The organism is Pseudoalteromonas sp. KJ63-1 (genome assembly GCF_055808145.1).
Genome location: NZ_CM147855.1, coordinates 1,835,372 through 1,852,537 on the forward strand (window position 1 = coordinate 1,835,372; position 17,166 = coordinate 1,852,537).

At 39.8% G+C, this 17,166-nt stretch carries 16 protein-coding genes; 6 read left to right on the forward strand and 10 right to left on the reverse strand.

What is annotated here, in order from left to right; genetic code table 11:
- Nucleotides 1-52 precede the first annotated feature (52 nt).
- The 3 genes from AC0L7Q_RS08625 to AC0L7Q_RS08635 form a co-directional block, all read right to left on the reverse strand.
- A complete protein-coding gene (locus AC0L7Q_RS08625; protein ID WP_304644689.1) occupies nt 53-1,054 on the reverse strand; it encodes a branched-chain amino acid aminotransferase in 1,002 nt (333 codons plus the stop codon).
- 225 nt (nt 1,055-1,279) lie between these two features.
- On the reverse strand, nt 1,280-2,332 hold the full coding sequence (locus AC0L7Q_RS08630; RefSeq protein WP_413402275.1) for a fatty acid desaturase family protein: 1,053 nt from the start codon (nt 2,330-2,332) through the stop codon (nt 1,280-1,282).
- Nucleotides 2,329-3,372, reverse strand: coding sequence for a flavin reductase family protein (locus AC0L7Q_RS08635; protein ID WP_413402277.1), 1,044 nt, complete (start codon nt 3,370-3,372; stop codon nt 2,329-2,331). Before AC0L7Q_RS08635 ends, AC0L7Q_RS08630 begins: the two co-directional genes overlap by 4 nt.
- Before the next feature lie 295 nt (nt 3,373-3,667).
- Between AC0L7Q_RS08635 and AC0L7Q_RS08640 the strand changes: the two genes are divergently transcribed.
- The 4 genes from AC0L7Q_RS08640 to AC0L7Q_RS08655 all read left to right on the forward strand — a co-directional run bounded on the left by AC0L7Q_RS08640 (nt 3,668) and on the right by AC0L7Q_RS08655 (nt 6,358).
- On the forward strand, nt 3,668-4,828 hold the full coding sequence (locus tag AC0L7Q_RS08640; protein WP_413402279.1) for a PQQ-dependent sugar dehydrogenase: 1,161 nt from the start codon (nt 3,668-3,670) through the stop codon (nt 4,826-4,828).
- 93 nt (nt 4,829-4,921) lie between these two features.
- Nucleotides 4,922-5,101 (forward strand): DUF6435 family protein, encoded by a 180-nt coding sequence (locus tag AC0L7Q_RS08645; protein WP_409423240.1) that lies wholly within the window; start codon nt 4,922-4,924, stop codon nt 5,099-5,101.
- 429 nt (nt 5,102-5,530) lie between these two features.
- The gene (locus tag AC0L7Q_RS08650) at nt 5,531-5,938 is read left to right on the forward strand and encodes a GFA family protein (protein ID WP_409423241.1); all 408 of its coding nucleotides are present in this window, start codon (nt 5,531-5,533) and stop codon (nt 5,936-5,938) included.
- A 39-nt stretch (nt 5,939-5,977) separates the two neighbouring features.
- Nucleotides 5,978-6,358 carry a VOC family protein gene (locus AC0L7Q_RS08655; protein WP_409423242.1) on the forward strand — a complete coding sequence of 127 codons (381 nt, stop codon included), beginning with the start codon at nt 5,978-5,980 and terminating at the stop codon, nt 6,356-6,358.
- A 63-nt stretch (nt 6,359-6,421) separates the two neighbouring features.
- On the opposite strand, the gene AC0L7Q_RS08660 is transcribed toward AC0L7Q_RS08655, so the two are convergent.
- The 4 genes from AC0L7Q_RS08660 to AC0L7Q_RS08675 all read right to left on the reverse strand — a co-directional run bounded on the left by AC0L7Q_RS08660 (nt 6,422) and on the right by AC0L7Q_RS08675 (nt 9,875).
- A complete protein-coding gene (locus tag AC0L7Q_RS08660) occupies nt 6,422-7,213 on the reverse strand; it encodes an SDR family oxidoreductase (RefSeq protein WP_413402282.1) in 792 nt (263 codons plus the stop codon).
- 25 nt (nt 7,214-7,238) lie between these two features.
- Nucleotides 7,239-7,742 carry an Mpo1 family 2-hydroxy fatty acid dioxygenase gene (locus AC0L7Q_RS08665; protein WP_413402284.1) on the reverse strand — a complete coding sequence of 168 codons (504 nt, stop codon included), beginning with the start codon at nt 7,740-7,742 and terminating at the stop codon, nt 7,239-7,241.
- A gap of 670 nt (nt 7,743-8,412) precedes the next feature.
- Entirely contained in the window at nt 8,413-8,829 is a 417-nt protein-coding gene (locus AC0L7Q_RS08670) for a hypothetical protein (RefSeq protein ID WP_055012600.1), read from the reverse strand.
- Between the two features lie 101 nt (nt 8,830-8,930).
- Nucleotides 8,931-9,875 (reverse strand): LysR family transcriptional regulator, encoded by a 945-nt coding sequence (locus tag AC0L7Q_RS08675; RefSeq protein WP_409423245.1) that lies wholly within the window; start codon nt 9,873-9,875, stop codon nt 8,931-8,933.
- A gap of 120 nt (nt 9,876-9,995) precedes the next feature.
- On the opposite strand from AC0L7Q_RS08675, the gene AC0L7Q_RS08680 reads away from it, so the two are divergent.
- Nucleotides 9,996-10,943, forward strand: coding sequence for a sodium-dependent bicarbonate transport family permease (locus AC0L7Q_RS08680; RefSeq protein WP_178956189.1), 948 nt, complete (start codon nt 9,996-9,998; stop codon nt 10,941-10,943).
- Between the two features lie 52 nt (nt 10,944-10,995).
- Here the strand turns inward: AC0L7Q_RS08680 and helD are convergent, their stop codons facing one another.
- Entirely contained in the window at nt 10,996-13,131 is a 2,136-nt protein-coding gene (helD, locus tag AC0L7Q_RS08685) for a DNA helicase IV (protein ID WP_409423246.1), read from the reverse strand.
- 215 nt (nt 13,132-13,346) lie between these two features.
- On the opposite strand from helD, the gene AC0L7Q_RS08690 reads away from it, so the two are divergent.
- Nucleotides 13,347-15,389, forward strand: a complete 2,043-nt coding sequence (locus tag AC0L7Q_RS08690) for a methyl-accepting chemotaxis protein (RefSeq protein WP_409423247.1) — start codon at nt 13,347-13,349, stop codon at nt 15,387-15,389.
- A 40-nt stretch (nt 15,390-15,429) separates the two neighbouring features.
- On the opposite strand, the gene AC0L7Q_RS08695 is transcribed toward AC0L7Q_RS08690, so the two are convergent.
- Together AC0L7Q_RS08695 and AC0L7Q_RS08700 are read right to left on the reverse strand one after the other, a co-directional pair.
- On the reverse strand, nt 15,430-16,137 hold the full coding sequence (locus AC0L7Q_RS08695; RefSeq protein WP_409423248.1) for a pirin family protein: 708 nt from the start codon (nt 16,135-16,137) through the stop codon (nt 15,430-15,432).
- 30 nt (nt 16,138-16,167) lie between these two features.
- Nucleotides 16,168-17,118: a glutathione S-transferase family protein gene (locus tag AC0L7Q_RS08700; protein ID WP_409423249.1), complete on the reverse strand. Its 951-nt coding sequence runs from the start codon at nt 17,116-17,118 to the stop codon at nt 16,168-16,170.
- Between the last annotated feature and the right edge of the window lie 48 nt (nt 17,119-17,166).

A 17,166-nucleotide genomic window follows, 5' to 3' on the forward strand; every position in this document is an offset into this window, starting at 1 on the left:
AAACCAAAAAGCCACACTAAATAGTGTGGCTTTTAAATAGATTAGAACCCGATTAGATTTTAGTTAACCAACCGTGTTTATCTTCACTCTTACCCCATTGAATGTCATTCAATGCTTGACGTAAGCGTGCCGTTGTTGGCCCTGGTTCACCGTTACCTACTTTGTATTCTTTATCGTTATGGATAAACGTACCTACTGGGGTTAATACTGCCGCAGTGCCTGAAAGTGCTGCCTCAGTGCCTGGTTTTGCTGCGCGCTCTAAAAGCTCAGTGACAGTAAAGTTGCGCTCGCTAACCGTCATACCTAAATCTTTAGCAATGGTTAAAATGCTATTACGGGTTACACCGTGTAAAAATGTGCTGTCGAGTGCTTTAGTAATTATTTCGTTGCCATCAATTAAAATAAAGTTTGCCGCGCCGGTTTCTTGTACATCGCCGCCTGGGCAAAATAGAATTTGGTCGGCTTTATATTTAGTGCGTGCTGCTGAAATTGGGCCAAGCGCGCTGGCATAGTTACCACCACTTTTGATCATGCCCATGTGCGGTGCACAGCGCATACCATCTTCTTCAAGTAAAACACGTAGCGCAGTTGCGCCACCTGAAAAATAATCACCCACTGGCGATAATAACGTGTAAAGCAATGAGCTCATAGACGGTGCCGCCGCTTTACCAATGGCAGCTTCCGTACCAATGTGGGTTGGGCGAATATACATAGAACCTGGAGGAAGCGGCGTTTCATCGGCGTACTCACGAACAATATCGATGATCATTGTTTTTAGCATCTCGCCATCAACAGCAGGTAAACTCAGTAATTCAGAACTTTGCTGCATGCGCGCAATATTAGCGTCCATTCTAAAAATATTAACCGAGCCATCTTCGTGACGAAAGGCTTTTAACCCTTCAAAACATGTACTTGAATAATGAAGAACGTGCGCACCTGCATGCAACTCAAGCTTATCGCAAGGAACAATTGAGCTTTCGCCCCACTGATTGTCAGAAAACTTAGCTTGAATCATCTGCGGCATAAACACAGTACCAAATGCTGCCATTTTTATTCTCTCTTTTGTGGTCTATTTTTCTCCATTGTATGACAACCAGCTACTATTTAACCATAGCAAAACAGGCTGTTTTTAAATTAATTAGAAGAATTTTTTGCATGCACTGATGATTATTTGACCAATAAAGCATTTACCAACCTTTTAAAGCAATAATCAGCTAACATTTTAAGGTTAGCTGATTATTTAATGCATACTTTATAGTAGCGGCTATTTTATTAGCCTCTATTTAAACGAATAACGCAATATACGCTTTAACACTGAGGTGTATTGGTGAAAAAATCCGCCAGTATTATAAGCAATCCCCTGCTTTTGTAATGCGGCTTGGACTTTAGGCGCAATTTCTTGATAACGGGACGATGGCATATCAGGAAATAAGTGATGCTCTATTTGAAAGCTTAAATGCCCAGTTAAAATATGAAACCAACGCGCCCCTTTAATGTTTGACGACCCCAGCGCTTGGCGATAATACCACTGCCCTTGGCTTTCGTTTTTGCAGTCTTGCTTATAAAAGGTATGGGTTTGCTCAGTAAAATGACCACAAAAGATAATGGTTGAGGTCCATAGGTTACGAATTAAGTTTGCCAGCAAATTACCGCTTAATACCCACAAAAATAGTGGCCCCGCCAAAACTGGAAATAACACATAGTCTTTAATTAGTTGGCGTGCACCTTTACTAAAAAAGCGCTTTTTTAAGGTGCTATGCGCCACTGCAGCTTCACGGTTTGGTTTCTTTTTACCTATAAACACACGCTCACCCGCCAGCTCGTGGTACGACACGCCCCACTGAAATAAAATGCTTAGATTTAAATAGGTAATAAACTGCCAAGTATTTTTTAGCCGCCATTTAAAGTCATTGCTCAATCTTAATAAGCCATAACCAAAGTCACGATCTTTTCCGATAATGTTTGTATAAGTATGGTGTTCAAAGTTATGAACGCGGTTCCAGCTTTGGCCATCGCATGCTATATCCCACTCGTAAGTTTTAGAGTTAAGCTGTTTGTCGTTCATCCAATCGTATTGACCATGCATTACATTGTGGCCAATTTCCATGTTGTCGAGAATTTTAGCCAAACCAAGTAACAACACACCCGCTACCCACAATAATGGCTGCACAAAGCCAAGCATCAATAAAATCCGTCCGCCTATTTCGCAAAACCGCTGCTTACGCACAATAGAACGAATATAGTTTGCATCCTTTTGCCCAACTTTCGCTAATGTCGACATTTTAATTTCATCTAAATCATCGGCTAACTGTTGATAATTAATGGGTGTCATAGCTGTAACTCCAAATCGCTAACGGCTTGGCTCACACACAGTTGAATTAACTGCTCGCCAGTATCTGATAATTGATTAGTTTTTAAATTACGTACCACTCCCGACTTTTTAATGCACTGACATTGATGACAAATACCAATGCCGCAGCCTCGCTGCACAGGGAGTTTTTTTGCTTCAAATTGGCTTAGTAACACGTCATTACTAGTCACTACGTGCGTGTCTTTGTTTATTTTCACTGAAAACTGGCTATCGTCAGTCAATTTGGGCAAGGCTAGGCCAAAGGATTCTTGGAAGTAGCCAAGCCTATACTGTTTAGCAAAATCGGCAATTTGCTGCATAAAACCACCAGGGCCGCAGCAATAAATATCTGGCTGCGCATCAAGGTTTATGTGCTGTGTTAGCGTTGTTAGTTCATCGCGTGTGAGTAATGAAAAACTAAAATGCGCAAAGCGCTTTGCCAGTGCCGTAAGTTCATTTGTGCACTGGTGTGCATCCGCCTTAGCAAAGTACAACAATTGCATCGGGCTATTTGTATTACTAAGTTGTTGCTCAAGCATGGCAAGCATTGGGGTAATGCCAGAGCCACCCGCTACAAAAACGCTAGGCTTGTGCCAACTTTTAAATATAAAGTCGCCACGAGCTGGCGATATATTACACCACGATTGCAAGCGTAATGCCTGTTGTAACTGGCCGGTAAACTGCCCTAGTGAACTGGTTTTTATCAGTAAGCGCACTAACCCTGTCGCTTTAAAATAGTCAGGGCTACTGGCAAGGGTAAACACTCGGGTTAATAATCGTCCATTAACTTCAACCGTTAAACTAATATGCTGGCCAGCAATATGCGAGCGCCACTGTCTACTTGGTTTTAAGGTAACACTCAAAAAATCGTGGCTACAAGGGCTGATCGCTATAACTTTTGCGCTAAAAAATCCTGCGCGCCATGCTGGTTTAAACACCTGCATAATTGGCTCTATGTAAGCGGCAAAGCTTTGATGATGTAAAAACAATTTTGAAAATTGGTTTAACGCCTTAATAAACATAGTGATTGATTCTCTATTTAAATCTATATCCCAATGAGCGCGTTAAGCATCACGCCTCAATTAGGTTAACTATTTGAGCCTACACGTGTAAGCTCAACTTTCAGCGAACAAGTGTACGCTGACATTTTTAAATTTCAAGCCTAATAGAGTAATTATTCGAATTTTTTACTGGCAGGTATTTAACAAGCAAGCAATATCCCCTTGTGAAACGGTTGTTTTTCATTCAACTTAAATATTTAACATTATGATTAATTGCATGTTAGGCTGGATGGAATTGTTAATTTTGGAAGCCATTATGAACAAACGTAAAACACTAAAAAAACGCACACTAATCACAACGGTAACAACAAGTTTATTGCTTGGTGCACTGGGCAGTCTTAATGCTCATGCTGTTGATTTTAAAGAACTAGAATCTTTAAGCCTGAATATAAAGCCCATGACAATTGCTAAAGGGATCGCTGTTCCGTGGGCAATTGAACCACTACCTAATGGCGACTTATTAATTACTGAGCGCAGTGGCACCTTGTATTTACTACGTAAAGATAGTGAAGCACTGATAAAGGTCGCAGGATTACCCAAAATTGATGATAACGGCCAAGGCGGCCTGCTCGATTTAGCATTGCACCCTGACTTTGCAAACAACCAGTGGTTATATATTACTTATTCAAGCAGTGAAGGCGATGGCGCAGGTAGTAACACCGCACTTATGCGTGCAAAGCTAAGTAACGATCACAGCCAACTACTTGAGTCACAACAATTATACAAAGGTGAGCATAACTCTAAAAAAGGTCAGCATTACGGCAGCCGTATTGTGTTTGATAACCAAAACTATGTGTATTTTTCGATTGGCGACCGCGGCTCGCGAGATATTAACCCACAAGATTTAGGCCGTGATGGCGGTAAAATTTATCGTTTACACGACGATGGTAAAATTCCATCCGACAACCCCTTCGTAAACCAAAAAGGTGCAAAACCAGCGGTTTGGTCTTATGGGCATCGTAACCCACAAGGTATGTGGTTCGATGGTGACAATAGTGTATTTTGGGCACACGAACACGGCCCCCGTGGTGGCGATGAGCTTAATATTATTAAACCTAAAACTAACTACGGCTGGCCCGTGGTGAGTTACGGTATTAACTACAGCGGCACCTCATTTACTGATTTAACCGACAAACCGGGTATGCAAGCGCCAGTTTCGCAATGGACTCCCTCTATTGCCCCCTCTGATATGCTCATGGTTAAAGGTAATAAATACCCTGAGCTGAAAGGAAAAATGCTGCTAGCCTCAATGAAATATGCCTTTGTTAGCGTGCTTGAATTAGCCGACGGCAAGGTGGTTAAGCAACATAAACTACTTGAAGGCGTTGGCCGTATTCGCAGCCTAGCCCAAGGTGATGATGGTACTATTTACCTTGGATTAGATGGCCAGGGCATTGTGCGATTAGATCCTAAGTAGCCATTTAACACACCTAATTACAGTAACAGCAAACTTTTTGCAGCTTAACTGCGTACTGTTACTGTAATTAGCTAATAAACAACGAGGGTGTTGATGTTTTCATTTTTAAAGCCAGATCCAATCAAAAAATTACGTAAAGAATACGATGCAAAATTAGAGCAAGGCATGCAAGCACAAAGAAAAGGCGATATTAAAAGCTATGCAATGTTAACTGACGAGGCTGAAAAAATTTGGAGTGAAATAGAAACGCTAGAAGCAAATAAAACTAAGTAACTATATTGCCTAACAATTTAAACAAATCCCGCGTTGAAAAATGCGGGGTTTTAATACTTACAAGCATCCTTTTTTAAATTAACTTAAGCCCCACCAGATAATTCCCCAACTTAACCTCCATCGTGACGCTTTTAATTGCGCACAGCTCATTATACTCATAGCATTATTGCCTTCTCTAACTTATGCCCATAACCTGCCTAAAACCTCGCATAAACAATTATTTACATTAAAGTTAATTAGTGGAATTATTAACCTAATACCACCAGAGTTTAAACCTTTTTTTGAAATAGCTGAATTTTTAAGCGCTAATGGTTGTGTGGATGCGAGAAAAGCATTTTTAGTAAAGTGTAATCAAGCTCTAAGGTATTAATAATATACTGGCAACAATGCGATATAATGAAAAAATTATAATTAAATCAAGGAATACAGATGTACACAGGTAGTTGTTTATGCGGCTCAATCAATTTTTCAATTAATGGTAAAGTTACTGATATTATTCATTGCCATTGTTCGCTTTGTCGTAAGGCCAGTGGCAGTGCTTTTGCTACTAATGGATTTATTAATGCGAGCGATCTGACATTAACTGACAAAAACGGCACACTTACTTTTTACCAAAGTAGTGAAGGTAAACGTAAGTACTTTTGTAAAACCTGCGGCGCTCCAATTTATAGTGCTAACGCTCAATCTCCTCAAAGGTATCGCCTTCGATTAGGCGCGTTGACCTGCGATATAACAGAGCGCCCCATATCGCATAATTTCATCACTTCAAAGGCAAATTGGGAAGACTTAGATGCTCAGCTTCCTCGTTATGAGAGACATGAGCCAGGGCGAAAGTAAATCTATATAAATTATCTATTTTTTGTAATGGGAGTTTAAATGAAACTGAATCAAGTAACCTTGCCAGTCAAAGATATGAATGAAGCGGTGAGTTTTTATCGTGTACTTGGCTTTACCCAAATTGTTGACACACCTCATTATACGCGTTTTAGTTGCCCTGAAGGTGACTCTACATTTTCATTGTCTTTAGAAAGTGAATTTTTTGAAAATCATTCTGTAATTTATTTTGAAAACGATGACCTTGAACAATTGTGCCAGCAGTTAATCAAAAAAGGGATCGTATTCGAACAGCAACCCACAGAGCAAAGATACCTATGGAAGGAAGCGGTTTTAAAAGACCCTTCAGGAAATAAAATTAAACTCTACAAAGCTGGAGAAAATCGATTAAACCCACCCTGGAAAGTACAAAAACAGCCATAAAGCTAAGCACAAATCAGCATTGCGCTAAGCGGCTCAATGCTGACGTTTAAGTACTTTACTTAGTTACTTATATTCGACTTTGGCTGTTAAGCGATTAAATAATCCTGGGAAAAACCGTTTTATAAACGGTGCCCAACCACTCAACCCTTGCCCTATTACAACTTCGTCTTTTTTATTGTAGATTGCGGTGAGCATTTTTGATGCAGCTACATTCACATTCATACCATTTTCTATCGAAGATTCGGGTTTGTTTTGCGCCTCCCCTTGCTCGTTTAATGAGTTATGGGCAATCGCCGTTTTAATTGATCCTGGGCAAATAGTTAAGCAATGTATATTGTGCTGCGCCACTTCAGCGCGTAAGCAATCCATAAAGCCTACTACAGCGTACTTACTGCCTGAATATCCGGTTCTAAACTTAGATCCTACTTTGCCTGCCACACTACTAATAGCCACTACAGAGCCGCTTTTACGCGCTACCATTGAAGGTAATACCGCTTTAGTGAGTGCAATTAAGCCAAAGTAGTTTACTTCCATAAGTTGGCGATACACTTTAAAGTCGTTTTCTAAAAATAAGCTACGCTGTGATACACCGCCGTTATTTATTAAAATATCAATGGGGCCTAAGCTGTCTATTTGTGCTGAAACATCGTGCAAAACGGTTTCAGGCATTGATAAATCAAGCGGGATAATACGATGCCCCTCGCCTTTTAACTCGTCTTTTACTTGGTTGAGTTTATCGACATTTCGCGCTGATAAAATGACCTTTGCACCTTGCTCTGCAAATTGTTTAGCAAGTTCTTCACCAATACCTGATGATGCGCCGGTGATCCATACTGTTTTATTATTATAATCCATAGTTTACCTTATATTTATTAACTGATTATGCTTTAGTTGGGCCCGCTATTTCATTCACTTGCTGTTCTAAATTTTTATAAAAGCCCATCAAAAATAACAGCTCAACAGTGACATACAAAGGACCAATAATTAAGCCAACTAAATCATCAACAAATGCGGGCTTTTTACCTTCAAAATAATGACCAATAAATTGTAATACCCAGCCAAATACAAACACCCCAACTCCAATTGTTAACCATGGCACCAAAGCCATAGCGGCAATTGGTTGTGCAGCTACCAGTAATAAAGTGAAAATAATGCCCATTATCAGGCCAAGCGAAAGGCTCAACATAAAATAGTAAACCACAGAGGCTAATACAAAAATTTGCGCACCATCAATGCGAAAGCTGGCGATAGGAATTTCGATTCGTGCAAGTAGACACAAAGCGGCAAACACAATAAGTGGAATACCAAAAAAATGGGTTAATACATTTCGTTTAGAACGATGGTACAAACCATACTGGCCGAGCTGTTGTTCAAGGGTTTTCATGGCGATGTTCCTGTTGTTATTTTTATAACCAAAGTTCACCTTATAAAAAAAGCCACATAATAACAACTGATAACCAGAGTTAATCTGTAAAAATGGTGAGTAGCACTTGAAAACGTTATGGCTATAGATTAAGTAAGGTCATCGTTAATAATTAACATGATCAGCACGAGGAGTTTTATATGCTTTTAAAAACACTCGCCTTTGGCCTATTACTCGCTTTAGCTGAGATAGTTAATACAATATTAGAGTAATCGGTTTTACGGCCTAAAGCGCGATAAAACGCTGTTCTTACTTTTGGGCACTGCGATTATATATGCCATTACTTGGCTAACCTTGCCATGGGTTAACCCTATTTCGTACTTAAATTGTTTAAATGTGGGTTTTGTTTGGCTAACAATAATGCTTAGTTTAGATATTGTTGTGGGCAAATATTTATTTAAGTATAAGTGGCACAACATACTTGATGATTTTAACCTCTTTAAAAGTCACTTACTGAGTGAAGGGATGCTGTTGCTTTTTATAAGCCCCAGCTTAGTATTTTGGTTACAGATGAAAGTTATGGTTTAGACCACTCCTCTACTAGCGCAGCGCCTCTTTGCCCCTCTTTGTGCGTTAATCACTTAAAATCTATTTAAAGTCAGGAGTAAATAAGCTTTCAACATGCCGTTACCTAAGCTAATGCGGTTACCAGCTTGCCTTTTTCATGTGTTGGTTGCATTGCCATTCGCTCCGTGCCTTTTTCGAATTCTTGCTCTAACATTTTTTGTAATTCAGCAATCTGCTCTTTTATGGCATCTACATCAACCCCTTCCTCTCCTAGTTCTTCTGCCAAGGCTTCTATTGCTGCTTTTAACTCAGCTATAGTTTCTTTATCGACACCTAAACGTTGATAAATTAATGCCTCTTGGGCATTTTCTAAAAAGCTTTTGTCTTCTGGTTTAGCGATAAAATTAGGGGTTGCTTGGTTTTCAGCGGTACTGGTTGTTGCCGCAGCGGCAGATGTTGGCAGAACGTCACTCGATTTTGCCACTTTGTTAACGGGAGTATTATAACTACTATATTGATTTTTAAAGGTTATTGAAGTCATTGGCTCAAATCCATTTTTACTTTTATCGTTATATGCTTTAACTGAAATAACTTAAGCAACTTTGATACCAGTTAATATTTGATTGTCTCTAAGGCTTATTTTTATTTCAAATTAAGCCCTCTTAACTCATTTCGCACCCACTTCTCATCTAAATAAAGCTCTAAGTGTTGCTCGGCAAACTTTAAAAAACTGCGTGCAGCATGTGATATGTGTCGGTCTGTACGCACCACAAAATACCAATGACTGGCTAAAGTAGTGTCGGTAACATTAAGCACTTTAAAACTATTATCACCTTTAGGCAGCACATGCTGAGAAAGCACCGCAATCCCCATACCTGAAGCTACCGCCACTCTAATGGCTTCATTACTGGCCATTTGCACACTGTCACTTAATACCAACCCTCTACTTTGCAGCTCGCTTTCAAATAACATGCGCGTTGCGGAGCCTGTTTCACGTAGTAAAAAACGATACGGAACTAAATCAGCCAGTTTAAGTGCGGTTTTATCGGCTAATGGATGATTTAGTGGCACTATAAACACTAAAGGGTTATGTAGAAATCTAGCAGCCTGGGCATGCTCTAAAGATGGCGGGTGACTAAATACATAAATATCGTCTTCTCCACGTTCAAAGCGTGCTAAAACGGCTGAACGATTACCTATTTCAAGTGGTAGCTCTACATGCGGATGTTCATTACTGTATGGGCCTAACAACTTAGGTAAAATATATTGGGCAGTATTAACCATAGCAATTTTACATCGTCCACGTTCACCCCCTTTTAGCTCCGCTAAGTAATCTTGGTAATCTTCAAAATGACCAAAAACCTGTTGGCAAGTCCTAAATAAGGCCATACCAGCTTCGGTTATTTGCAACTTTTGTTGCTGCATAATTATTAACGGTTCACCTACCGCTTCTTGTAAGCGTTTAATTTGCAAAGAAACCGTAGGCTGAGTCAAATGAAGCCTCCGTGCGGTTGCGCTTATAGAGCCGGTTTTTACTACACTCATAAATACTTCAAGTAGTCGGAAGGAAAGTTGCCTTATATTCATACGCACCTCATAGGTTTTTATCTATAGGATGTTATCATTTATTTTATTATTTACTATATAAAGATTTGCCTATAATAGCGCCGCTTAACAAATCAAATTAGTAATAAAGAGGAGAACAGCGTGCCTGATATTGTAGTAATGTTTTTTATTTTAGGATTAGCAGCGGGTATCCTTCGCTCTGATTTAGCTATTCCCAAAGCGACGTATGACACTCTCAGCTTACTACTCATGCTTACCATAGGTCTAAAAGGTGGCATGGTGCTGCATGGCAATTTAAGTTGGCAATTACTCCCAGAAATGGCCTCGGTTATGTTACTTGGTGGGCTTATTCCACTCACTTTATACCCTATTTTAAAACACGTTGTTAAGCTAAGCGTAGCGAATAGCGCCAGCATTGCTGCCCACTATGGTTCGGTTAGTGCTGGTACATTTGCGGTAGCATTAGCGTATGCCGAATCGGCTAAATTAGAAGTGGGCGCAGAAGTTACCTTGTACCTAGTTATGCTTGAGTTACCAGCAATTATTGTAGGTTTACTGTTGTATCGTAAGCTCGACAAAGCACACAGCGAAAACACCAACTTATCGTTAAAAGCACTGTGGCACGAAACGCTTACCAATAAGAGTGTGATTTTGCTCGTTGGCGGTGTAATTATCGGTATGATGTATGGCACCCAACAGGGTAGCCAAGTTACGAGTTTACTTACCAGTAGCTTTAAAGTAGTGCTGGCGCTATTTTTACTCGAAATGGGCTTGGTTGCTGCACAAACGCTTCGCCCTTTTCCTTGGCAGCAATGGAAACTGGCTTCCTTCGCCATTATTACGCCGTTATTTTTAGGCACCATTGGCGTTATGGTTGGCACCTTGCTAAATTTAGAATTAGGTTCAGTGGTTATTCTGGGGAGCTTAGTGGCGAGTGCTTCTTACATTGCCGCACCTGCTGCTATAAAAGCCGCTATTCCCAAAGCGGACATTGGTCTTGCCATGCTTAGCTCGTTAGGTGTCACCTTTCCATTTAATGTTATTGTTGGGATTGGTTTGTATCATCAACTTGCCGTTGCCATAAGTTAAATACGTATGAACCACATAATTGGGCACTCTGACGCTTGCTTGAGCAACAGTATTAAGCAGTTTTTGTAACACCTTTAAAGACCGCTTTATTTTTTAACTCAAATACTTCGATTTTATGCTCGTTTATAAGTTCATCAACAAAGCAGCTGGGGTTGTTATCATCAGTTATTATGTAGACCTTATGTTTAGCGCGAGTAAGCGCTACATAAAATAAGCGACGCTCTTCACTATGTGCGAAATTATCTTTTGCGGGTAATAATGCCTCTAAAATTTGAGGCGTTGGCTTAGTGCTCGGGAATCCAAACGCTCCGCCATTCATTGCTAATATAATGACATAATCGGCTTCTTTGCCTTTTGAGCCATGAAACGTATCACACTCAATATGCAATGCTGAAAACTCTTGCTGTAAAGCACTTATATCGGCTTGTGAAGGTAACTGAAATCGAAATCGTGCAAGTAAATACACAGTAACAGGCTTGCCTGAATGACCCTTAATCCCCTGTAGTAAATGCTTAATTGCGCCATTATTTAGCTCCGCTATTTTGGTGTTTTTAGCTGAGCCACTTTTCAATGTTTTTAGCACGCTAACGGCGGGCTTAGTTACCTTTGCAACTGAGTGAATGTCTTTAGCTAACTGCGCTGGGTTTTTCATAATAAAACCTGCGGCAACCTCGCCAATTTTATTATTAAAGCGAAAGGTCCTATCTAATAGAGTTTGTGTTGTAAAACCAAAATGTGCGGCAAACTCGGTAGTAAGTCGCATATCTGCACCACTAAAACGGTAAATAGCTTGCCAATCGTCCCCTACTGCAAACAGTGAACTATTAGATTTACTATCGCGCAGTGCTTTTACAAGTGTAGCTCGCAGCGGTGATATATCTTGAAATTCATCTACCATGATATAACGCCAAGGCGATGTAAACTTTTTAGTGTTTACATAATCGAGGGCTTTAATAATCATATCGTCGAAGTCTATTTCGCCCTGCGTGCGTAAATAATGGTTATAGTTGGCTAACAACGGCTTTAATAATTTCCAGGCTTGCTGTATCTGTTTTGAATCGCTCTCAAGTGTTATATTTGCGGTTTTATACACGCTGATTAATTGGCTAAACACAGTCGCTAATTTAGTTAAATGACCGCTAGTTTTTATTTCTTTTAAAAGCGCTATATGATTAGGCTTTGCAGGACTAAATTTAAATTCGCCTTTAACGTCATTAAGAGTGTTATTTATATAATTTACCAGTGCTTTAGCATATTGTGGTTTAGCATTGGCAAGCGATTCAAAACATCCTTCAACCCATTTTATTTTAGCTTTTTCGTTTTCAGCAAGTTTAGATATTTTAGGTGGCTTGCCCTCAACCTCGCTAATAATAGTCAAGCCGACGCTGTGAAACGTGGCCGCTTTAATGGACTCAGTGCCCAGCTTTTGTTTAATTCGTTCATCCATTTCGCAAGCAGCTTGCTTACCATAGGCGAGTAATAAAATATCGTTGTAATTAGCTTGTTCACTGTCAACCAAGTAGCCCGCTCTGGCCACCAACACACTGGTTTTTCCTGTTCCTGCCCCTGCTAGCACTAAGTTATTGTCGTCATCTATTATACAAGCTCGGCGTTGTTGCTCTGTGAGTGGATTTGCTTCAACACAATTAAAAAAATCGTTATAGCGCTCTAATTGAGACTGGGTATATTTATGCTGAAAAAAACGAGTGAGTGCATCACTCCACTGGCTGTATTGTTCAAGCAATTTTATTTGTGTGCTTACTGGTGTTAAAACATCGCTGCTTTTTATCCAAGGTAGCCAACGTTTACATTGCTCATCTACCTGTTTTTTTATATCAGTCACATATGATTGGCGCAAAAACTGAGTGTGAGCAAAGTGGTTTATTTTACTTAACATCTCGTTGAGCACTGCAATATTGCTTTTAACCCATAGCATATCGGTATGCGCTTTAAATGCCCTATTGCTGCCATAGGCTCTCATCCAAATACGATAATGCTTAGAGTCTGTATTAAAGCGCAGTGTTTGCCCAAGCACACCATACTCATAGCTAATGGGCGACGTTAAATCACACCAACTCAATGAGGTTATTTGTGTTTTATTGCTGATCACTAAACCTTGTTGGTTTATATCGACAAAGCGATGTGCAGTAAAGATACGGCCAAATATACTAGGCTGAATTGAATTCATTAACAGCAGAATTCCTTTATAAAAATGAACCAATTAGCCGTATTTTAAGCGAATATGCCGTACAAGGATAATAAAACCAATAAAAAATAATAGTAATGTTATACGGACTTGCAGCATATAAAAAACACCCAATTAATTTACCCAACTGCTTGGCATAAGTCCCACTATATGACTAACATTTACTCTAGATACAGTAAGATAACAAGGATTGAAACATGCGAATAAATTCAATTAGAACTAAAGTCATTTTACCAATCGCTTTTTTAGCACTGATCCTTGCAGGCTTGCTAGTTGCCATAGCTTCGATTACTTACATACAAGACAACGCTATGAAAAGGCAAACAGAAACCTTTTTTGAAGCTGTTACTGTTATTCTCAATGCCGACAGAGACATATATCAAGCACGTATTGCACTCGAAAATTTACTCAGCGCAACTGGCGATAGTGAGACGAATAAAACAGAGTTTTTAGAAAACGCAGAGCAAGTAAAGGATCGCTTTAACAAATACTTAATCTATTTAAAAGATGAAGAAGCGTTACTCGCAAAGCATGATTCATTTTCCAGCTTTATGCCTTTGTATAATGAATGGGTCAATCATAGTAAAACACTCATTAATACCAATCACTCGCAAGGTAAAATGCAAAGTGATTTAAATAAATCTGAACCTGAATTTATAAAAATACGCGAAATGATGGATCAGGCAGGCGAAGAGCTCCGCGCTTATACTAATGAACAACAGCAAGATAAAGTGGGGGCTGAGCGTTTAGGGCGTTATGTAGAAGCCATTTCAGAGGTACTAAATGCCGATAGAGATATATACCAAGCCCGGCTTGCAAAACAAAAAATAGTAAACCAACATGGTGATTTAGAACAAAATCAAAAATTATTTGAAGAAAACGCAGCCCAAGTTATACGTCGCTTTAATAGTTATCGTAGCTATTTAATTAACGAGCCGCAGCTAACACAAAAATATGCCAACTTCGATCAGCTTTATCAGCAATGGTATGAGCAAAGTAAAGCCTTGATTTACTCAACTCCTGCAAAGCAAGTCGCTTTAATTGATAATAATTTAGCAAATGCTGATAAAAGCTTTAACGAATTAAGAAATATACTTGATGTTGTGGGCGAAGAGGCACGCACACATGCCAGAGCGGTAAAACAAGACGTACAACATAGCATTCAACTTTTTGAAAAAATTGTTTTTATTGTGATTATTATTGCCTTTATTGTCGCTTTAGGTGTGGGCTATTACATTCCGAAAAAGCTAACCGATAATATCAATAATATTACCCTTCGTATTAAAGAAATAGCCGCTGGCGATGGCGATTTAACCCAGCGTATTAACACTAAATCACACGACGAATTAGCTGATTTAAGCAATGAATTTGATAACTTCTTGAGCCATTTACAAACAATAATAAAAAATATTCAGCAGCAATCAAGCCAACTTGGTGCAGTAACGGGTGATTTAAATGATGTATCTGATACCGCGATGGAAGTAACCCAAAAACTTGCTAATGCCTCGGAGTCAATAGTTAGTGCGGGCCATGAGATGGACATGGCCAATCAACAAATGGCAGATCTTGCAAAAAATACTGCGCAGGAAGCCGATATATCTAGCGAGCAGGTTAAGCAAGGTGTTCAAGCTATTGATGTGTCAGGCAAAGCGATTGAAGATTTAGCTAACGATATTGAGTCAGCATTAGCGAATTCGGTTGAACTAGAAAGTAGCTCTACAGATATAACCTCTGTTCTTGAAGTGATACGTAATATTGCAGAGCAAACAAACTTATTAGCTTTAAATGCAGCGATTGAAGCCGCTAGAGCCGGCGAGCAAGGCCGTGGATTTGCTGTAGTAGCTGATGAGGTAAGAACGCTTGCCACACGAACTCAACAAAGCACAGACGAAATTGATACCATGATCCAACGCTTAAATGACAACGTTAAAGCGTCGTCTGATTCGATTAAAAATAGCCAAACTAATGCCAATACCACTTTAACCAACTTTGACTCAGTAATTACCATTTTTAATAGCCTGACTCACGCATTTGAAAAAGTACAGCAAATGTCGACTGAAACCGCACAAGCTACACAAGAGCAGTCACATGTGGCTAACGAAATAAATCGAAATTTAGTGTCATTAAAAGAGCAATCTGCACAAATGAAACAAATTTCCACGCAAACCACGCAACAATCTAAAAATGTATCGGCCTTATATAAGCAAATGAAATCGCAAGTGGAAAGCTTTAAAGTATGAGCAAGTAACAATTATAAAGTTAAGCGCACGTAAATTGCGCTTAACTTTTGCTATCGATAATAATCAATTCACACTCAGTGGTTGCTGTTAAGGTGATGGTTTTAGTCTGTGTAACTTCTGCGCCGTCACCCTTATTCATGTTAACTGAGGCTGACTCATCATTAATACTAAACTCCCCTGCCGATGCCAATACGTAGGCTTGATGATCAATCGGCTGTGTTATTGACGTGCCTTTTGCCAGCTTGCCACCGTAAATACGCGCCTGCTGATTAATAAAAAGTGCACTATCGGCATCTTTTGGATAACCCGAAACCATTAAGCTAAGGGTGCTTGTGGCTTGTGTAGGAAACTTCTTGCTTTCCCAGCGCGGCTCAACATTATGTTGATTACTCTGAATCCAAATTTGATAAAACGTTAGTGGTTCATCTGTTAGGTTATATTCTGAGTGGGTAATGCCGGTGCCTGCACTCATTACCTGCACCTCACCTTGCTCGGTGATCCCCTTGTTGCCCATACTATCTTGGTGAGTAATGGCACCACTGCGGATAAAACTAATAATTTCCATATTTCTATGCGGGTGCGCACCAAACCCCATACCTGGGGCTACCCAGTCATCATTAACTACACGCAAAGTGCCAAACCCCATACGCGCAGGATTATAGTAATTCGCAAAACTAAAGTGGTGCTTTGACTTAAGCCAACCATGATCAGCATGGCCTAAGCTATTTTTTGGGTAATGGGTAAGCATATTTTTTCCTATACGTTATCTCTACGTCATTTAGTATTGACGGTCTCGATCATGGGCAGCGTCAAAGGTGTGTTTAGCACCTAAAGGCACAATTTGCGTTGGGTTAATGGTTACGTGACTTACGTAGTAATGAATTTTTGAGTACTCTAAATCGACCGTTTCCTTTATCCCAGGTACTTGGTAAAGCTCATTAATGTAGTTACTAAGATGATGAAACTCAGTTAACTTTTCTCGATTACACTTAAAGTGCCCGTGATACACAGCATCAAAGCGGATAAGTGTGGTAAATAATCGCCAATCGGCTTCAGTGAGTGTATCGCCCACTAAGTAACGCTGTTTTGCTAATCGAGCTTCTAACCAATCTAAGCTATCAAACAAGGCGGTGTAAGCTTCGTTGTAAGCTTCTTGAGTTGTAGCAAAACCGGCTTTATACACCCCATTATTAATGGTGTTATAGACACGGTTATTCACTGTTTCTATTTCTTCACGTAGCGCATCTGGATAATAATCGTCGTTGTTACCAGTAAGCTCATTAAACGCACTATTAAACATGCGAATTATTTCTATTGATTCGTTGTTTACAATAGTCTGCGTTTTTTTATCCCATAAAATAGGCACGGTAACACGCCCTTCATAGCTAGGGTCGGCTTTTAAATACAATTGATAAGCGTAATCTAAGTTATAAAGTGGATCGCCCTGCTCGCCAAATTCCCAGCCGTTTTCCATCATGGGTGCTTCAACAATACTCATAGAAATAATGTCTTCGAGCTGCTTTAATTTACGAAATATAATGGTGCGGTGCGCCCAAGGACAAGCCAAGGATACATATAAATGATAACGACCCGCTTCTGGTTTAAATTTACTGTCTTGCGCTGATGAAATCGTATCTCTAAAACGGCTATCTTGGCGTACAAATTTACCGTCGCTTTTTTCGGTGTCGTACCATTTATCGACCCATTCACCGTTAACTAGTAATCCCATGTCCGTCTCCTTAGTTTATAGAATGTGCCAACCTTACGCAGATTGGCA

Bases quoted from the DNA above. Each gene is read 5' to 3' on its own strand.
- AC0L7Q_RS08660 (WP_413402282.1), bottom strand. From the start codon at position 7,213: ATGGATTATAATAATAAAACAGTATGGATCACCGGCGCATCATCAGGT.
- AC0L7Q_RS08645 (WP_409423240.1), top strand. From the start codon at position 4,922: ATGTTTTCATTTTTAAAGCCAGATCCAATCAAAAAATTACGTAAAGAA.
- AC0L7Q_RS08670 (WP_055012600.1), bottom strand. From the start codon at position 8,829: ATGACTTCAATAACCTTTAAAAATCAATATAGTAGTTATAATACTCCC.
- AC0L7Q_RS08675 (WP_409423245.1), bottom strand. From the start codon at position 9,875: ATGAATATAAGGCAACTTTCCTTCCGACTACTTGAAGTATTTATGAGT.
- AC0L7Q_RS08695 (WP_409423248.1), bottom strand. From the start codon at position 16,137: ATGCTTACCCATTACCCAAAAAATAGCTTAGGCCATGCTGATCATGGT.
- AC0L7Q_RS08700 (WP_409423249.1), bottom strand. From the start codon at position 17,118: ATGGGATTACTAGTTAACGGTGAATGGGTCGATAAATGGTACGACACC.
- AC0L7Q_RS08690 (WP_409423247.1), top strand. From the start codon at position 13,347: ATGCGAATAAATTCAATTAGAACTAAAGTCATTTTACCAATCGCTTTT.
- AC0L7Q_RS08640 (WP_413402279.1), top strand. From the start codon at position 3,668: ATGAACAAACGTAAAACACTAAAAAAACGCACACTAATCACAACGGTA.
- AC0L7Q_RS08650 (WP_409423241.1), top strand. From the start codon at position 5,531: ATGTACACAGGTAGTTGTTTATGCGGCTCAATCAATTTTTCAATTAAT.
- helD (WP_409423246.1), bottom strand. From the start codon at position 13,131: ATGAATTCAATTCAGCCTAGTATATTTGGCCGTATCTTTACTGCACAT.
- AC0L7Q_RS08635 (WP_413402277.1), bottom strand. From the start codon at position 3,372: ATGTTTATTAAGGCGTTAAACCAATTTTCAAAATTGTTTTTACATCAT.
- AC0L7Q_RS08655 (WP_409423242.1), top strand. From the start codon at position 5,978: ATGAAACTGAATCAAGTAACCTTGCCAGTCAAAGATATGAATGAAGCG.
- AC0L7Q_RS08665 (WP_413402284.1), bottom strand. From the start codon at position 7,742: ATGAAAACCCTTGAACAACAGCTCGGCCAGTATGGTTTGTACCATCGT.
- AC0L7Q_RS08630 (WP_413402275.1), bottom strand. From the start codon at position 2,332: ATGACACCCATTAATTATCAACAGTTAGCCGATGATTTAGATGAAATT.